A 15218-nucleotide genomic window follows, 5' to 3' on the forward strand; every position below is an offset into this window, starting at 1 on the left:
GAGGACAACCCGCCGCCGACCCTCAAGGTCGCGGCCACTGCCATCTGATTGGAGTTTGATGACCATGAGTGTGGAAACTCAAAAGGAAACCCTGGGCTTCCAGACCGAGGTGAAGCAACTGCTGCACCTCATGATCCATTCGCTGTATTCCAACAAGGAAATTTTCCTTCGCGAATTGATCTCGAACGCCTCTGACGCTGTCGATAAATTACGCTTTGAAGCCCTCGCCAAGCCTGAATTGCTGGAAGGCGGCGCTGAACTGAAAATCCGTGTGAGCTTCGACAAGGACGCTAAAACCGTCACCCTCGAAGACAACGGCATCGGCATGAGCCGTGAAGACGCGGTCACCCATCTGGGTACCATCGCCAAATCCGGCACTGCCGATTTCATGAAACACCTGTCTGGCGATCAGAAAAAAGACTCGCACCTGATCGGTCAGTTCGGTGTCGGTTTCTATTCGGCCTTCATCGTCGCCGATAAAGTTGACGTATTCAGCCGCCGTGCCGGCCTCGCTGCCAGCGAAGGTGTGCACTGGTCGTCCAAGGGCGAAGGCGAATTCGAAATCTCCACCGTCGAGAAAGCCGACCGTGGTACTCGCATCGTCCTGCACCTGAAGTCCGCTGAAGACGAGTTCGCCGATGGCTGGCGTCTGCGCAACATCATCAAGAAGTACTCCGACCATATCGCCTTGCCGATCGAGCTGCCGAAAGAAGTGGCAGCCGCTGAAGGTGAAGAGCAACCGGCCGTTGAATGGGAAACCGTCAACCGCGCCAGCGCCCTGTGGACTCGCCCTCGTACTGAAGTAAAGGACGAGGAATACCAGGAGTTCTACAAGCACGTCGCTCACGATTTCGAAAACCCGCTGAGCTGGAGCCACAACAAGGTCGAAGGCAAACTCGAGTACACCTCGCTGCTTTATGTGCCGACCCGTGCTCCGTTCGACCTGTACCAGCGTGAAGCGCCGAAGGGCCTGAAGCTGTACGTGCAGCGTGTGTTCGTCATGGATCAGGCCGAGTCGTTCCTGCCGCTGTACCTGCGCTTCATCAAAGGCGTGGTCGACTCCAACGACCTGTCGTTGAACGTGTCGCGGGAAATCCTGCAGAAAGACCCGATCATCGATTCGATGAAGTCGGCGCTGACCAAGCGCGTTCTGGACATGCTGGAAAAACTGGCGAAGAACGAGCCTGAGCAATACAAAGGCTTCTGGAAGAACTTCGGTCAGGTCATGAAAGAAGGCCCGGCAGAAGACTTCGCCAACAAAGAAAAAATTGCCGGCCTGCTGCGTTTCGCGTCCACTCAGGGCGATGACGGCGAGCAGGTTGTAGGTCTGGCCGACTACCTGGCCCGCGCCAAGGAAGGTCAGGACAAGATCTACTACCTGACCGGTGAAACTTACGCGCAAGTCAAAAACAGCCCGCACCTGGAAGTCTTCCGCAAGAAAGGCATCGAAGTGCTGCTGCTGACCGACCGCATCGACGAGTGGCTGATGAGCTACCTCAACGACTTCGACGGCAAGAGCTTTGTCGACGTGGCACGCGGTGACCTGGACCTCGGCAACCTGGATTCGGAAGAAGACAAGAAAGCCGCGGAAGAAGTCGCCAAGTCCAAAGAAGGCCTGGTTGAGCGTCTCAAGACCGCTTTGGGCGACTCCGTTGCTGAAGTGCGGGTTTCCCATCGTCTGACCGATTCCCCGGCGATTCTGGCCATCGGCGAGCAGGACCTGGGCCTGCAAATGCGCCAGATCCTGGAAGCCAGCGGTCAGAAGGTTCCGGATTCGAAGCCAATCTTCGAATTCAACCCGGCTCACCCGCTGATCGAGAAACTCGACAACGAGCAGAGCGACGAGCGCTTCGGCGACCTGTCGCACATCCTGTTCGATCAGGCGGCCCTGGCGGCCGGCGACAGCTTGAAAGACCCGGCGGCTTATGTGCGCCGTCTGAACAAGCTGTTGGTTGAACTGTCGGTTTAACCGAGTTGTAAAAAAAACCCGCTTCGGCGGGTTTTTTCATTCTGGGGCTTTTTTACCGGGAGTTAATCATGAGCCAAATCATGGTTCGTTCCGTCGCCATCGATGTATGACTTGCTGGATGAAGTGTTCAAGGGCTGATTGCTGTTTGTAGCCCTGATAGGGGTGGTGTTAGTGCCGTCCCCTTCGCGAGCAAGCCCGCTCCCACAGTGGATCGGCGTCGACTGTAAATTTTGCGGACGACTCGATCAAATGTGGGAGCAACTGTCTTGATGGTTTTTATTTTGAAGGCAATCTGATAGGCGACTCAGGACCTAAGGCAACTCGATCCGCTCACTTTCCCCCGGCACAGTCGGCCAATCCCCGGCCGCCCAGCGCCGACGTGCTTCATCGATCAATGCTGGATCACTGGCCACGAAATTCCAGTTGATCCGTCGCGGGCCATCCAGCGGCGCGCCGCCAAACAGCACGGCATGACAGTCGCTCTCGGCGAACAGTGTCATCTCTTCCCCGGCCGGCAATACCACCAGCGAATGCGGCTCCAGCGCCTCGCCATCCAGTTGCGCCTCACCGCTCAGTACATACAGTGCCCGTTCTTCATGCTCGGTGGGAATCAGCAATGTGGTCGCTGTTTGCAGGTTCAATTCGGCGTAGAGCGTAGGAGAAAGCACTGGGACCGGCGATTCGAGGCAGAAGCCTGACCCGGCGATCATCCGTATCTTCACGCCAAGGTTATCGCTGACGGGCAGCGTGGCAGCCGGATGGTGGCTGTAGTGTCCCGGACCGTGTTCACGATCCTTGGGCGAAGCCAGCCAGATCTGTAAGCCGTGCATCGTAAAGCCGCTGTCTTTCAATGGCTCGGGCGTGCGTTCGACGTGGGCAATTGCGCTACCCGCGGTCATCCAGCTGACATCGCCGGCATTCACCACCTGATCGGAACCGAGGCTGTCCTTGTGCTGGATTTGCCCTTCGAACAGGTAGGTGAGGGTGGACAGACCGATGTGCGGATGCTGACGGATGTTCATGCCTTTGCCCGCCGGATAACGGGTTTCGAGCATGTGGTCGAAAAACACGAAAGGCCCGACGTTGCGGCATTTGGCTGACGGCAACGGGCGAAGAATCGGCTGACCTTCGACATCTTCGGCGCGAGGGCGGATCACGAGCGGAGTGTTCATGGTGCATTCCAGGCTGAGCGGGTGACGCAGGGAGCATAACCCGCTTGCGCAGCCCTTGCCGCTATTGGCTGAAGGCACCTTCGGACAGATGGGTTTCGATGCTGATCTCGGAAGTGGTCATGAGCTTGTGTACCGGGCAGCGGTCGGCCACGCGGTGCAGTTCGTCACGCTGAGCGTCGGTAAGCACACCCTTGAGCGTGAGTTCGACGTGCAGGGCGTATTTGCCTTTCTGCTCTTCACTGTTGTCGCGCGTGACCTCAACCTCGACACCCGTCAGCGGGATGTTTTTTTTCTGGGCATACATTTTCAGCGTCAGGGCCTTACAGGCACCGAGGGCTGCATCGAAGTAGTCATGGGGCTCGGGCGCGGTGCCTTCGCCGCCAGAGGTTTTCGGCACATCGGCAAAAAGTTCGTGGTCATCGATCTGGACGCTGTGACGAAAACCTTCGGCGGAGATGGTATTGACGGTAACAGTCATGGGAAACCTCGCGGGCAGTGGAAAAGTCATTCGATCAAAAAGACCGTGAAGTTATAGAGCATTCCTTCAAGTTCGCGTTCCACTTTCTTGCCGGCTGAACCCCGGTTTGCGCGGGGCGGTCTATGGTGCTCATACCGCAGTTGCCCATCACAGGAGAATTCCGTGCCCCCGATCCGCTTGAGCCTCGCCTGGCTGTTGGCGCTGTGCAGCGTTGATGCCTACGCTCGCGAATATGCCTACAGCGATGCGCACCTGCATTACGTCGATTTCTTCCAGGAAACGGCGGGCATGTCGAAATTGCTCACGGCCATGGACGACAACGCCATCGAGCATGTGATGATTTCCGGCATTCCGGTGGCCAAGAAATGGCACGAAGACGAACCCAAGCGCCCACGTTATTACGCCGGCGATGACGCCGATGCCTACTGGTACAGCGCGACCGATGTGATCGTCGCGGCGGCGGTGAATAAGTTGACGCCCGAGCAGCGCCAGCGTTTTCACCCTTTCCTGTCCGGCTTCAACCCGAATGACAAAAACTCCGCGGCACACATCCAGCGCATGCTCGACCTCAATCCCGGGCTTTGGCAGGGCATCGGCGAAGTCTTTACCCGTCACGACGATCTGACTGCGCTGACGTCCGGCGACACGCCGCGGGCCAACAACGAGGCGATGACCCGCATCTATCACCTGGCTGCCGAGAACGACTTGCCGGTGATGCTGCATTCCAACATCACCTCCAAGCGTGAGAAAAATCCGCTGTACCTGGCAGAAGTCGAAGAGCCGCTGCGCAATCATCCGCACACCCGGTTTATCTGGGCTCATGCAGGCACCAGTGCGGAGATTCATCGGCATCAGACGCAGCTGGATTTTCTGTTGCCAACGCTGTCGCGAATGCTCGAGGCCTACCCCAATCTGTTCATTGACCTGTCCTGGAGCATGCTGACGCCTTATCTGCTGGATGAGCAGGGCAAGCCTCGGGATGAATGGGTGAAGCTGGTGGAGCGCTTTCCGGAGCGCTTCATGCTCGGTTCCGATGTGGTGGGACGTTTCAACAAGCTCGGTCAGGAAATGCGCAGCTTCGATCCGTTTCTTGATGCCTTACGGGAGGATGTTGCCAGAAAGATTGCACGGGATAACTTTTTGGCGATTTTGCCTCGTTCCGTTGGTAAAAGCTGATTTCGCGGCGCGGCCTTCGCGAGCAAGCCCGCTCCCACACTGGATCTCGGTCGTTTACAACATCTATGTACACAGGAGATCCAGTGTGGGAGCGGGCTTGCTCGCGAAAGCGGTAGCTCATTCAACCCATTTGTTGAACCTGTCGCCAAACTCGGACCTGTCATCAATAAGTCATGTCCGTGTCATACGCTCCGGCCATCTCAATCAAGGAGCGCACCATGCACCTCACCCGTTTAGCCGCCCTGGCCACAATGATGTTCGTCAGTGGTCTGGCCAGTGCCGAAGTCCGTGTCGAAGGCCCGGTGGAATATGGCGTGTTCGCTGGCCCGAAAGCCGAACTGCAATCGGGCGAGCGAGTTTTGCGCCGCAGCAATGAACAGATACAGCAAACCGAAATCGTCCCCGCCAAACTCGGCACCAAGTTCGGTATGCGTTACCAGTTGGCCGGCAAGGTCGCCGAAGACCAGCCGCTGACGTTGCTCTATTTCACGCCGGGCATCCGTACTCCGGATGGCGTGCGTCACGACAAGCTGGAAGTCACTCAGAAACTGGTGCCTGGCGCTCCGCAGGACGTGATGGCGTACGAGTTCACCGAAAGCCACGAAGTCGTTCCCGGTGAATGGCGTTTCATGGTGTTCCAGGGCGATCGCCTGCTGGCCCAGCAACGCTTTACCGTGCGCTGATCGCTCTCACCCAGCCAAATGACAAACGAAAAAAAGCCCCGCGTTTGCGGGGCTTTCATGTTGTTGCGGATCAGCTGCCTTTGACCGGCTTGCCGTTGACCGTGCCGTCGAGGAGCATGATGTTGTACTCCTTGCCGTCGGTTTCGACCTGTTGCAGACGGACCAGCAAATAATCCCAATCCTTGGCGAACCACAGCACGGTGATGCGCTTGCTTTGTGTCGGATCGCGCACGCGCTCGACCTTGATCGCATCGATCTGGCCAGCCTTGGTGTCGACTTTCTCCGAACCCAGCACGCGGAAGTCATAGGTATCGACTTCGCCGTCATCGACGACCTGATAGCTCATGCTTTTCTTGCCGGCGGCCACGTCATGCTGCAGCGCCAGTTGATAGGTGGACTTGTCGACCATGCCGCGGTTGAGCGGAAGCTTGACGGCGTCACCGCGATCGGTGCCGGTGACCATCTTGTTGGTCCAGTCGAAGTCCAGATCGGCCTTCTTGGCTTTGCCCAGGCCACCACGTTCGAAGTGGTAGGACTGTGGCAGCAGCGTGTCCTTGTCCAGAGTCAGGGTGCTTTCTTCAGTCAGGCTGGCGATCATCATCGACGCCTTGAAGCTGAGTTTCCAGACGCCGTTGGCTCCCTTGGTCAGGCTGCGTTCGGCGGTGCCGCTCATGGGCAGCTGCTTCCAGTCGGCGGTGTAGCTGGCGGAGAAGGGTTGAAGGTCTGCGGCCTGCGCAAACGGCAGGGCGAGCAGAGCGCAAGCGAAGAGCAGGGCGCGACGCATAAAATCTCCTAGGTTCGAATCAAGTGGCCGCTGGCCGCGAGTAACTGTCCGTCCAGTAAAGCACCTTGTTCACCGAGTGATAAACGACCTTCGGCAAACCAGCGTACGGCCATCGGGTAGATCAGGTGTTCCTGGGTATGGACTCGCTGCGCCAGACTCTGCGGCGAATCGTGCAACTCTACCGGTATTACTGCCTGTACGACCAGTGGTCCGCCATCGAGTTCCTCGGTGACGAAGTGCACGGAACAGCCGTGTTCAGTGTCGCCGGCTTCCAGCGCGCGCTGATGAGTGTGTAACCCTTTGTATTTGGGCAGCAGCGAAGGATGGATATTGAGCAGGCGACCCTGATAGTGGCGCACGAAGTCAGCGCTGAGAATGCGCATGAAACCGGCCAGTACCACGAGTTTGGGGTTGAAGGCGTCGATCAGTTCGATCAGCGCGGCATCGAAGGCCTCGCGACCTTCGAAAGCCTTGTGATCCAGGGTGCGGGTGTCGATACCCGCGTCCCTGGCGCGTTGCAGGCCGTAGGCGTCGGCGCGGTTGGAGATCACCGCAGCGATGCGGGCCGGGCTGTCGCCGGTCCGCGTGCTGTCGATCAAGGCCTGCAAGTTACTGCCAGTGCCGGACAACAGCACCACCACATCACAGGTCTGGGACATCAATGAGCCTTGAGGTTCTTCAGTTCAACCTGAGCCGCGCCTTCGGCAGCGGTGGCGATCTGACCGATGACCCAAGGCTGCTCGCCGGCTTCACGCAGCACGTTCAGCGCGGTTTCAACGTGCTCTTGAGCGACGCAGATAACCATGCCGACGCCGCAGTTCAGTACGCGGTGCATTTCGTTTTCGTCGACGTTGCCTTTCTCTTGCAGCCAGTCGAACACGGCAGGGCGAGTCCAGCTTGCAACGTCAACCACCGCTTGTGCGCCTTTTGGCAGAACGCGCGGGATGTTGTCCAGCAGGCCGCCACCGGTGATGTGGGCCATGGCTTTGACGGCGCCGGTGTCCTTGATCAGCTTGAGCAGCGGCTTCACGTAGATGCGGGTCGGGGCCATCAGCAGGTCGGTCAGTGGTTTGCCGTCGAGCTGGATGTTTTCGATGTCTGCACCGGACACTTCGATGATCTTGCGGATCAGCGAGTAGCCGTTGGAGTGCGGGCCGGAAGACGGCAGGGCGAGCAGGGCATCGCCGGCAGCGACTTTGGAACCGTCGATGATTTCGGACTTTTCCACGACACCGACGCAGAAGCCGGCCAGGTCGTAGTCTTCGCCTTCGTACATGCCAGGCATTTCAGCGGTTTCGCCGCCGACCAGGGAGCAGCCGGACAGTTCACAGCCAGCGCCAATGCCGGTCACGACCTGGGTCGCGGTTTCGACGTTCAGTTTGCCGGTGGCGTAGTAGTCGAGGAAGAACAGCGGCTCGGCGCCGCAGACCACCAGGTCGTTCACGCACATGGCCACCAGGTCGATGCCGATGCTGTCGTGCTTGTTCAGGTTCAGCGCCAGGCGCAGCTTGGTGCCGACGCCGTCAGTGCCCGATACCAGCACCGGTTGTTTGTAACCGGCCGGGATCTCGCAGAGGGCGCCGAAACCGCCCAGGCCGCCCATGACTTCCGGGCGCGCAGTGCGCTTGGCGACGCTCTTGATGCGTTCGACCAATGCTTCACCGGCGTCGATGTCTACACCGGCGTCCTTGTAGCTCAGGGAGGGTTGCTTGCTCATGATCCAGGCCTTTAGGGGGGATTCAGGGGTAACGACCGAGTCCAGTGGGACCGCCGAAACAAACGAAGGCGAGTGCCATCCGCGAATTTCAGGGTGCCCGGCTGTTGCCGGTCTGCGAAGGCGCGCGATTTTATCAGGCTTGAGGGGCAGCGGCCATCCTCGTGCCGACGGGCAGAGGCATATCGCGTTAAAAAAACCGATATTGCCCGTGTTGGTGGCGTCCCGGATGGCTGTATAAGGTATCGACGTTAACCGTCTATCGTTATGACAGTGCGAAAACTTACCGGGATCGGGTGAATGTTTTGCTTGAACGTGTGGTCAACAGACCCTTGGTTCAATCATCTTCACGCGGTCTGTTCCAGCCGCTCTTGTCGTCAGGAATCTTTTTATGCGTTTTCTTAAATTCTTGTTCGTGGGCTGTTTATCCATGGTCAGCCTGACCGGCCATGCCGAAACCGTCAAAGGCCTCTATCAAGTGCGCGAACCCGTCAGCAGCCAGACGCCGGAGGAGCGCGATCAGGCGACTCAGCGAGCGCTGGATACGTTGGTGTTGCGCCTGACCGGCGACCCCAAGGCGGCGCAGAGCCCGGGTCTGGCGACCGTGCGCAAAGACCCTCAGCAAATCATCAGTCAGTTCGGTTATGAGGCCGGGCCGCCGCAAGTGCTGAAAGTCGATTTCGATCCGGCCACCACCGAACAGGCGTTGCGGCGTGCCGGGTTGGCCATGTGGGGCAGCAACCGGCCGTCGATTCTCGGTTGGTGGTTGAGCGATTCCACTGAAGGTTCGAGCCTGGTCGGTGATGGCCAGGCCAGTGCCACGCCACTGCTTCGAGCGGCGCAACATCGTGGGCTGCCGCTGCGTTTGCCGCTGGCAGACCTGAACGAGCAAATTGTCGCCACAGCGCCGAATCTGGAAAGTGCGGACCCGGCACCACTGCGGGGCGCATCCGACCGCTACAATGCCGACGCCTTGCTGGCGGTGCATGCCCGTGAAGAGGGTGGCCAATGGCAAGCCAAGTGGCGTTTGTGGCTGGGCGATCAGAAAGAAGCGGGTAGCGTGCAGGGCGCGGATACCGCCGCGCTGGCCGATGCGGTGATGCTGGCGGTCAGTCAACGCCTGGCGCCGCGTTTTGCCGCCAAACCGGGCGCGTCGAGCGAGCAATTGCTGGAAGTGCAGGGGATGAGTCTGGAGCGTTATGCGACGCTCGGGCGTTTGCTGGAGCCTTTTGGTGCACGCCTGCAAAGTGTCGACGGCGACCGCGTGCTTTATCGGGTCAACGGCAGCCCCGATCAGCTGCGGGCGCAGTTGTCTTTGGCCAGGTTGCAAGAAATTCCGGCCGGTGAGGCGCCGACCCCCACTGCGCCTGTTCAACCCGTGGCGGCTGGCTCGACACCGGTCGCAGCGCCGGCCCCGGCACCGACGCCGCAGTTACGTTTTCGCTGGTAGTTTTTCTTTATATAGAAGCAGGAGTTGTACATGGCCGATACACGGCGTTGGTTCTGGCTCGGTGGGGTGGTCCTGCTTTGCGCGTTTGTTTACCTGTTGCACCCGATCCTGACGCCGTTCCTGGTGGCACTGTTACTGGCTTATCTGTTCGACCCGCTGGTGGATCGGCTGGAGAAGTACGGTCTGTCACGGACCTGGGGCGTGGTGGCGGTGTTCGCCTTGTTCACGTTGATCGTCACCGCGTTGCTGTTGGTGTTGGTGCCGATGCTCGCCAAGCAGATGTTCCGCTTGTATGAACTGGCGCCGCAGATGCTCGACTGGTTGCAGCACACCGCCGTGCCGTGGGCGCAATCGAAGATGGGGTTGTCGGACGGCTTCTGGAAGTTCGACAAGCTCAAGGCGGCGTTCAGCGAGCACATGGGCCAGACCACCGATGTGGTCGGCGTGGTGCTGAGTCAGGCGACGGCTTCAGGCCTTGCGTTGATCGGCTGGCTGGCTAATCTGGTGCTGATTCCGGTGGTGAGTTTTTATCTGCTGCGCGACTGGGATCTGATGATGGCCAAGATCCGTAGCCTGCTGCCACGTGATCGTGAAGAGCGCGTCATGTCTCTGGCGGGAGAATGCCACGAAGTGCTTGGCGCGTTCGTGCGCGGTCAGTTGCTGGTGATGCTGGCGCTCGGCGTGATCTACGCCGCAGGTTTGATGATCGTCGGGCTGGAGCTGGGGCTGTTGATCGGTCTGATTGCTGGTCTGGCGGCGATCGTGCCGTACATGGGATTCGTCATCGGGATTGGTGCGGCATTGATTGCCGGTCTGTTCCAGTTCGGTGGCGATCTGTATCCCATGATCGGTATTGTCGCGGTGTTCATGGTCGGCCAGGCGCTGGAAGGTATGGTGCTGACGCCGTTGCTGGTGGGCGACCGGATCGGCCTGCATCCGGTGGCGGTTATCTTCGCCATCCTGGCTGGCGGCGAGCTGTTTGGTTTTACCGGCGTGCTGCTGGCGTTGCCAGTGGCGGCGGTGATTATGGTCCTGGTGCGTCATATACATGATTTGTATAAGGATTCGGATATCTACGGCGGTGTCGACGAATCCACGCTGTAAGGGTTTTTGATCGCTCATGGCGGGCAGCCTGGTTTCGTGCCAGGTTTGCCCGTATCGCTCGCGTGGCTGTCACATGCGCCGCCAAAGAATCTGTCATAAAACCAGTGTGTTAACGCAAACCTTTGATTTTGCTTGTGGTCTGTCGCATTGTGCGGTCAGCCTCACGGGTATAAACTTCGCAAACTTTACACAGAGGCCACTAACGGTTCCTTTGGAACTGTTCAGTCAGCATGAAACCGATTCAGCTGCCCCTAGGTGTGCGTCTGCGTGATGACGCTACCTTTATCAATTACTACCCAGGCGCCAATGCCGCTGCACTCGGCTATGTCGAGCGGCTCTGCGAAGCCGACGCCGGCTGGACGGAAAGCCTGATTTACCTCTGGGGCAAGGACGGGGTAGGGCGCACGCATTTGTTGCAGGCGGCATGTTTGCGTTTCGAGCAACTGGGGGAGCGTGCGGTGTACTTGCCGTTGGCCGAGTTGCTGGACCGCGGCATCGAAATCCTCGATAACCTCGAACAATACGAACTGGTCTGCCTGGACGATTTGCAGGCAGTCGCCGGCAAGGCAGATTGGGAAGAGGCGCTGTTCCATCTATTCAATCGCTTGCGTGACAGCGGTCGGCGTCTGTTGATCGCCGCCTCGACGTCTCCGCGTGAACTGCCGGTGAAACTGGCGGATCTCAAGTCGCGGCTGACGCTGGCACTCATCTTCCAGATGCGCCCACTCTCTGACGAAGACAAATTGCGTGCCTTGCAGTTGCGCGCATCCCGTCGTGGCCTGCACCTGACCGACGAGGTCGGGCATTTTATTCTGACCCGTGGCACCCGCAGCATGAGTGCGCTTTTCGAGTTGCTTGAGCGCCTCGATCAGGCCTCCCTTCAAGCTCAGCGCAAGCTGACAATCCCGTTTTTGAAAGAAACCCTTGGTTGGTGAAAAACCTGATCAAGCCCAGGTTTTACACGGGTTTCGGCATATTCCAGGCGTCAACAAATCCGCTTTCCTGCAAGAGGGCAGGCTGCGCAAAGGTTCAAAATGGGCTTAAGCGCTTAGATGTAAACGAGAAACCGAGAAGTCACATAAAGATCGATTGAATTTGCAAATGAGGTTGATAGCGGGCATAGTCGCGGCTTCTTTTATAACTATCAGCCACGGTCGTGCCCATGCTAAAGCGCTTCGCACCCCTCGTGCCTCTCGCACTCGTCACCCTGTTGTTCGGTTGCGCTGCTCACTCTCCAGTGCCCCAGCAAGAGCCAAAACAGCAGGTTTCAAATTCAGTTACCGCGCAATCTTCTTCCGTTCTTTTCCAGGAAGAGCTGGTCAATGATAAAGAACTGGCAGACTTCGCCGGCGGCAAGTCGTACCAGCTTCCGGTTCTGGCCGACAGCATCCTCGAACGTGGCATGTCCCTGATCGGTACCCGTTACCGTTTCGGCGGCACCTCCGAGGCTGGTTTCGACTGCAGCGGCTTCATCGGTTATCTGTTTCGTGAAGAGGCCGGCATGAACCTGCCGCGCTCCACTCGCGAAATGATCAACGTTGATGCTCCTCTGGTTGCTCGCAGCGCCCTCAAACCGGGTGACCTGCTGTTCTTCGCCACCAATGGCCGTCGCGGTCGTGTCAGTCACGCCGGGATCTACTTGGGGGACAACCAGTTCATCCATTCCAGCAGCCGCAAAAGCGGTGGTGTCCGGATCGATAGTCTGGGCGACAGCTACTGGAGCAAGACCTTCATCGAAGCCAAGCGCGCACTCGCGATGGCGCCTGCTGCGGCCCCGGCTATCGTCACGGCGCGCAAGTAAGCGGACAGTTTGTAAGGCGAAGTTAAAGTCTTACTTGAAGTTTGCCGCGTAGCCGCTAGAATCCTGATCTATTATTGATGGCAAACCGCCTGCGTTCTGCGCAGGCGGTTTTCTTTTCTGTCTTTGTGGCAGAAAAAAGCCGCAGCCAGATCAGGATGTTCTGTTTATGACGATGTCGGCCCGCCTCGCACTCATGTTCTTCGCAGCACTGCTCAGCGCCTGCGCCAGCCGCACACCGCCACCTGCGCCGGTGGTTCGCGCTCCGATTGTTTTTGGTCCTTCCCAAGCCTTTTCCCCTGCGGCAGAAGACGTGCTGTTTCGTGCGCTGGGTCTGGTGGGAACGCCTTATCGCTGGGGCGGCAACACGCCGGATTCCGGGTTCGATTGCAGCGGTCTGATCGGTTATGTGTATCGCGATGTCGCAGGCATTTCCTTGCCGCGCTCCACCCGCGAGATGATCGGCATGCAGGCCCCCAATATCGGCAAGGAAGGCCTGCAAACCGGTGACCTGATTTTCTTCGCCACCAATGGCGGCTCCCAGGTCAGCCACGCCGGGATCTACGTCGGCGAAGGCCGCTTCGTCCACGCGCCAGCCACGGGCGGCACGGTCAAGCTGGACAGCTTGTCCAAGGCTTACTGGCAGAAAGCCTATCTGAGCGCCAAGCGCGTCTTGCAGCCCGAGCACCTGGCACATAATCCGTAGCGGATGTAGGCGTCTGCCGGAAAAGATCGCAGCCTGCGGCAGCTCCTACGTTGGATGACGTACACCCTGTAAGAGCTGCCGAAGGCTGCGATCTTTTGACGTTTACCTGGCCGCGGACACGCGCCACACCTTGTTCCCTACGTCATCCGCCACCAGCAGACCTCCCTGCTGATCGATCACCACACCCACCGGCCGGCCCATGGCTTTTTCCTCATCATTGAGGAAACCAGTGAGCACATCCACTGGCTGCCCGGTCGGTTTGCCGGCGCTGAACGGCACGAAAATCACTTTGTAGCCACTGTGTGGCTTGCGGTTCCACGAGCCGTGCTGGCCGATGAATGCACCTTGAGTGAACGGTGCAGGCAGTTTGCCGCCTTCGGCGAACGTCAGGCCCAGTGACGCGGTATGTGGCCCCACTGCGTAGTCTGGCGCAATGGCCTTGGCCACCAGATCGGGTTTTTGCGGTTCGACGCGAATGTCGACGTGTTGGCCGTAATAGCTGTAAGGCCAGCCGTAGAACCCGCCGTCTTTCACTGACGTGATGTAGTCCGGCACCAGGTCGCTGCCGATTTCGTCACGCTCGTTGACGGCGGTCCACAATGCGCCGCTCTGAGGCTCCCAGGCCAGACCGTTTGGATTACGGATGCCCGAGGCGAAGATCCGGTGATTGCCGGTGGCGCGATCCACTTCCCAGATTGCCGCGCGGCCTTCCTCCTGATCCATGCCGTTTTCACCGACGTTGCTGTTCGAGCCCACGGTGACGTACAGCTTGCTGCCATCCTTACTGGCGATGACGTTTTTGGTCCAGTGATGATTCAGCGTGCCGCCCGGCAAATCGACTATCTTGATCGGCTGCGACTTGATCGCGGTCTCACCGTTTTCATAGTGGAAGCGCAGCAGGCGATCAGTGTCGGCGACGTACAGGTCATTGCCGACCAGGGTCATGCCGAAGGGCGAATTGAGGTTTTCCAGGAACACCGTGCGGGTTTCGGCGACGCCGTCGTGGTCCTTGTCCCGCAGCAGAGTGATGCGGTTCGGGCTGGGGACGCCAGCACCGGCGCGGCCCATGACTTTGCCCATGACCCAGCCACGAATGCCTTGTCCATCATCGGGTTTGGGCGGCGCGTTGGTTTCGGCCACCAACACATCGCCGTTAGGCAACACATAGAGCCAGCGCGGATGATCGAGGCCTTCGGCAAACGCCGCCACTTGAGTCCCTGCCGCGGCGACGGGTTTCTTACCTTCAGGCCAGCCGATCGCCGGGGCGATGTTCACCGTCGGGATCAGGGTTTTATTCGGTTCTGGCAGCTTGGGCGAGGGGCCTGTGCCATCCGAGACTTGCAGGCTGGAGGTTTCACCACAGGCGGCGAGCCCTCCGGCGAGCGCGATGATGAAAACGAGCTGGGGTTTGCGCATTACTGATCTTCCCTATGAATGCATTGACGTAATCATAGAGAAGCGTAGACGCTTGATGGTTCAACCCGTCAGCCGCGGGCTTCCTTGAGTAATACGGCGATCCCTGGATGGTAGTTGCCGGCTTCATTGCGCAACTTGCGATAGGCGTAAGGGAAATACCAGGCCACGGCGCAGCTGGGTTCCTTCTGCAAGTCGTCGAGCATGTCCTGCAGTTCTTCCGGTGTAGCGCTCTGCTGAGCTTTTTGCGGCGCAACGAACAGGCAACCGAGTTTCAGGTCGCTGGCGTAGCTGATTCGCTTGGCCTCGCTGGTGATGTCCTGTAGTGCCTGAGTCAGGTTCAGGCTGTTGACCCGCGGCCAGCGTTGAGTGGCTTGAAGGTAGGCGCGTTGTTCGGCGGTGGCTTCGGGAGTGGCGATAAACAGGTCGGCGCGGCCGTTGCGTTCGCCTTCTTCGTTCTGCTTGCGCGTCGTCGTTTGTTGCAAGGTGACCATTTCTGCCATCCAGGCCGCGGCGGAGAGCAGGCCGAGGTTGGCTTTTTCGTCGTACCAATAAGGTGTGTCGTTATCGCCGCGCACAGCGTTGTAGCGGTCGATACAGTCAAACCAGCGTTCCAGCACCGGTCGCAGGAATTCCAGCTTCGGATTGCTGATGATCATGCCTTGCATGTTGCTTACCCTTGTAATTGTGTTGTTGGGTTCTATGGCGCTTTGATATCACTGCTGACAGTGTGGTGCAAGATTGGTGTCAGGTAATTGATGGGCGGCAGTA

15 protein-coding genes are annotated in these 15218 nt (G+C 58.8%); 8 read left to right on the forward strand and 7 right to left on the reverse strand.

The genetic code is table 11. The annotated features are described in order from the left end of the window. The first annotated feature begins 64 nt into the window (after nucleotides 1-64). The gene (gene htpG, locus TU81_RS07795) at nucleotides 65-1969 is read left to right on the forward strand and encodes a molecular chaperone HtpG (RefSeq protein ID WP_038980238.1); all 1905 of its coding nucleotides are present in this window, start codon (nucleotides 65-67) and stop codon (nucleotides 1967-1969) included. A gap of 311 nt (nucleotides 1970-2280) precedes the next feature. Here htpG and TU81_RS07800 read toward each other — a convergent pair whose 3' ends face one another. Together TU81_RS07800 and TU81_RS07805 are read right to left on the reverse strand one after the other, a co-directional pair. Next, nucleotides 2281-3141, reverse strand: coding sequence for a pirin family protein (locus TU81_RS07800; RefSeq protein ID WP_038979695.1), 861 nt, complete (start codon nucleotides 3139-3141; stop codon nucleotides 2281-2283). A gap of 61 nt (nucleotides 3142-3202) precedes the next feature. After that, nucleotides 3203-3619: an OsmC family protein gene (locus TU81_RS07805; RefSeq protein WP_038979696.1), complete on the reverse strand. Its 417-nt coding sequence runs from the start codon at nucleotides 3617-3619 to the stop codon at nucleotides 3203-3205. Nucleotides 3620-3781: 162 nt separating this feature from the next. On the opposite strand from TU81_RS07805, the gene TU81_RS07810 reads away from it, so the two are divergent. Next, nucleotides 3782-4795 carry an amidohydrolase family protein gene (locus TU81_RS07810; protein WP_038979698.1) on the forward strand — a complete coding sequence of 338 codons (1014 nt, stop codon included), beginning with the start codon at nucleotides 3782-3784 and terminating at the stop codon, nucleotides 4793-4795. Between the two features lie 218 nt (nucleotides 4796-5013). Continuing rightward, nucleotides 5014-5478: a DUF3859 domain-containing protein gene (locus TU81_RS07815; RefSeq protein ID WP_038979700.1), complete on the forward strand. Its 465-nt coding sequence runs from the start codon at nucleotides 5014-5016 to the stop codon at nucleotides 5476-5478. A 70-nt stretch (nucleotides 5479-5548) separates the two neighbouring features. Here TU81_RS07815 and TU81_RS07820 read toward each other — a convergent pair whose 3' ends face one another. From TU81_RS07820 to purM, 3 genes are read right to left on the reverse strand one after another with little or no spacing between them, the layout of a single operon-like run. Next, entirely contained in the window at nucleotides 5549-6262 is a 714-nt protein-coding gene (locus tag TU81_RS07820; protein WP_038979701.1) for a DUF3108 domain-containing protein, read from the reverse strand. A gap of 8 nt (nucleotides 6263-6270) precedes the next feature. Next, nucleotides 6271-6921, reverse strand: coding sequence for a phosphoribosylglycinamide formyltransferase (gene purN, locus TU81_RS07825; RefSeq protein WP_018925121.1), 651 nt, complete (start codon nucleotides 6919-6921; stop codon nucleotides 6271-6273). After that, on the reverse strand, nucleotides 6921-7979 hold the full coding sequence (gene purM / locus TU81_RS07830) for a phosphoribosylformylglycinamidine cyclo-ligase (protein ID WP_010456810.1): 1059 nt from the start codon (nucleotides 7977-7979) through the stop codon (nucleotides 6921-6923). The genes purN and purM overlap by 1 nt, the downstream gene beginning before the upstream one ends. Before the next feature lie 388 nt (nucleotides 7980-8367). Between purM and TU81_RS07835 the strand changes: the two genes are divergently transcribed. From TU81_RS07835 to TU81_RS07855, 5 genes are all read left to right on the forward strand, one after another. Next, nucleotides 8368-9426 carry a DUF2066 domain-containing protein gene (locus tag TU81_RS07835; protein ID WP_038979704.1) on the forward strand — a complete coding sequence of 353 codons (1059 nt, stop codon included), beginning with the start codon at nucleotides 8368-8370 and terminating at the stop codon, nucleotides 9424-9426. A gap of 30 nt (nucleotides 9427-9456) precedes the next feature. Continuing rightward, on the forward strand, nucleotides 9457-10530 hold the full coding sequence (locus TU81_RS07840) for an AI-2E family transporter (RefSeq protein WP_048394345.1): 1074 nt from the start codon (nucleotides 9457-9459) through the stop codon (nucleotides 10528-10530). A gap of 230 nt (nucleotides 10531-10760) precedes the next feature. Further along, nucleotides 10761-11465, forward strand: coding sequence for a DnaA regulatory inactivator Hda (gene hda, locus TU81_RS07845; protein ID WP_038979708.1), 705 nt, complete (start codon nucleotides 10761-10763; stop codon nucleotides 11463-11465). Between the two features lie 227 nt (nucleotides 11466-11692). Next, a complete protein-coding gene (locus TU81_RS07850; protein ID WP_038979710.1) occupies nucleotides 11693-12331 on the forward strand; it encodes a C40 family peptidase in 639 nt (212 codons plus the stop codon). A 166-nt stretch (nucleotides 12332-12497) separates the two neighbouring features. Further along, on the forward strand, nucleotides 12498-13034 hold the full coding sequence (locus TU81_RS07855; protein ID WP_038979712.1) for a C40 family peptidase: 537 nt from the start codon (nucleotides 12498-12500) through the stop codon (nucleotides 13032-13034). Between the two features lie 102 nt (nucleotides 13035-13136). Here the strand turns inward: TU81_RS07855 and TU81_RS07860 are convergent, their stop codons facing one another. Together TU81_RS07860 and TU81_RS07865 are read right to left on the reverse strand one after the other, a co-directional pair. After that, entirely contained in the window at nucleotides 13137-14450 is a 1314-nt protein-coding gene (locus tag TU81_RS07860) for a PQQ-dependent sugar dehydrogenase (protein ID WP_048394347.1), read from the reverse strand. A gap of 68 nt (nucleotides 14451-14518) precedes the next feature. Next, entirely contained in the window at nucleotides 14519-15115 is a 597-nt protein-coding gene (locus TU81_RS07865) for a hypothetical protein (RefSeq protein ID WP_038979714.1), read from the reverse strand. Nucleotides 15116-15218 lie beyond the last annotated feature (103 nt).

The sequence above is a fragment of the Pseudomonas lini genome (assembly GCF_001042905.1).
Classification (GTDB): domain Bacteria; phylum Pseudomonadota; class Gammaproteobacteria; order Pseudomonadales; family Pseudomonadaceae; genus Aquipseudomonas; species Aquipseudomonas lini.

Bases quoted from the DNA above. Each gene is read 5' to 3' on its own strand.
- htpG (WP_038980238.1), top strand. From the start codon at position 65: ATGAGTGTGGAAACTCAAAAGGAAACCCTGGGCTTCCAGACCGAGGTG.
- TU81_RS07800 (WP_038979695.1), bottom strand. From the start codon at position 3,141: ATGAACACTCCGCTCGTGATCCGCCCTCGCGCCGAAGATGTCGAAGGT.
- TU81_RS07805 (WP_038979696.1), bottom strand. From the start codon at position 3,619: ATGACTGTTACCGTCAATACCATCTCCGCCGAAGGTTTTCGTCACAGC.
- TU81_RS07815 (WP_038979700.1), top strand. From the start codon at position 5,014: ATGCACCTCACCCGTTTAGCCGCCCTGGCCACAATGATGTTCGTCAGT.
- TU81_RS07820 (WP_038979701.1), bottom strand. From the start codon at position 6,262: ATGCGTCGCGCCCTGCTCTTCGCTTGCGCTCTGCTCGCCCTGCCGTTT.
- purN (WP_018925121.1), bottom strand. From the start codon at position 6,921: ATGTCCCAGACCTGTGATGTGGTGGTGCTGTTGTCCGGCACTGGCAGT.
- purM (WP_010456810.1), bottom strand. From the start codon at position 7,979: ATGAGCAAGCAACCCTCCCTGAGCTACAAGGACGCCGGTGTAGACATC.
- TU81_RS07835 (WP_038979704.1), top strand. From the start codon at position 8,368: ATGCGTTTTCTTAAATTCTTGTTCGTGGGCTGTTTATCCATGGTCAGC.
- TU81_RS07840 (WP_048394345.1), top strand. From the start codon at position 9,457: ATGGCCGATACACGGCGTTGGTTCTGGCTCGGTGGGGTGGTCCTGCTT.
- hda (WP_038979708.1), top strand. From the start codon at position 10,761: ATGAAACCGATTCAGCTGCCCCTAGGTGTGCGTCTGCGTGATGACGCT.
- TU81_RS07850 (WP_038979710.1), top strand. From the start codon at position 11,693: ATGCTAAAGCGCTTCGCACCCCTCGTGCCTCTCGCACTCGTCACCCTG.
- TU81_RS07855 (WP_038979712.1), top strand. From the start codon at position 12,498: ATGACGATGTCGGCCCGCCTCGCACTCATGTTCTTCGCAGCACTGCTC.
- TU81_RS07860 (WP_048394347.1), bottom strand. From the start codon at position 14,450: ATGCGCAAACCCCAGCTCGTTTTCATCATCGCGCTCGCCGGAGGGCTC.
- TU81_RS07865 (WP_038979714.1), bottom strand. From the start codon at position 15,115: ATGCAAGGCATGATCATCAGCAATCCGAAGCTGGAATTCCTGCGACCG.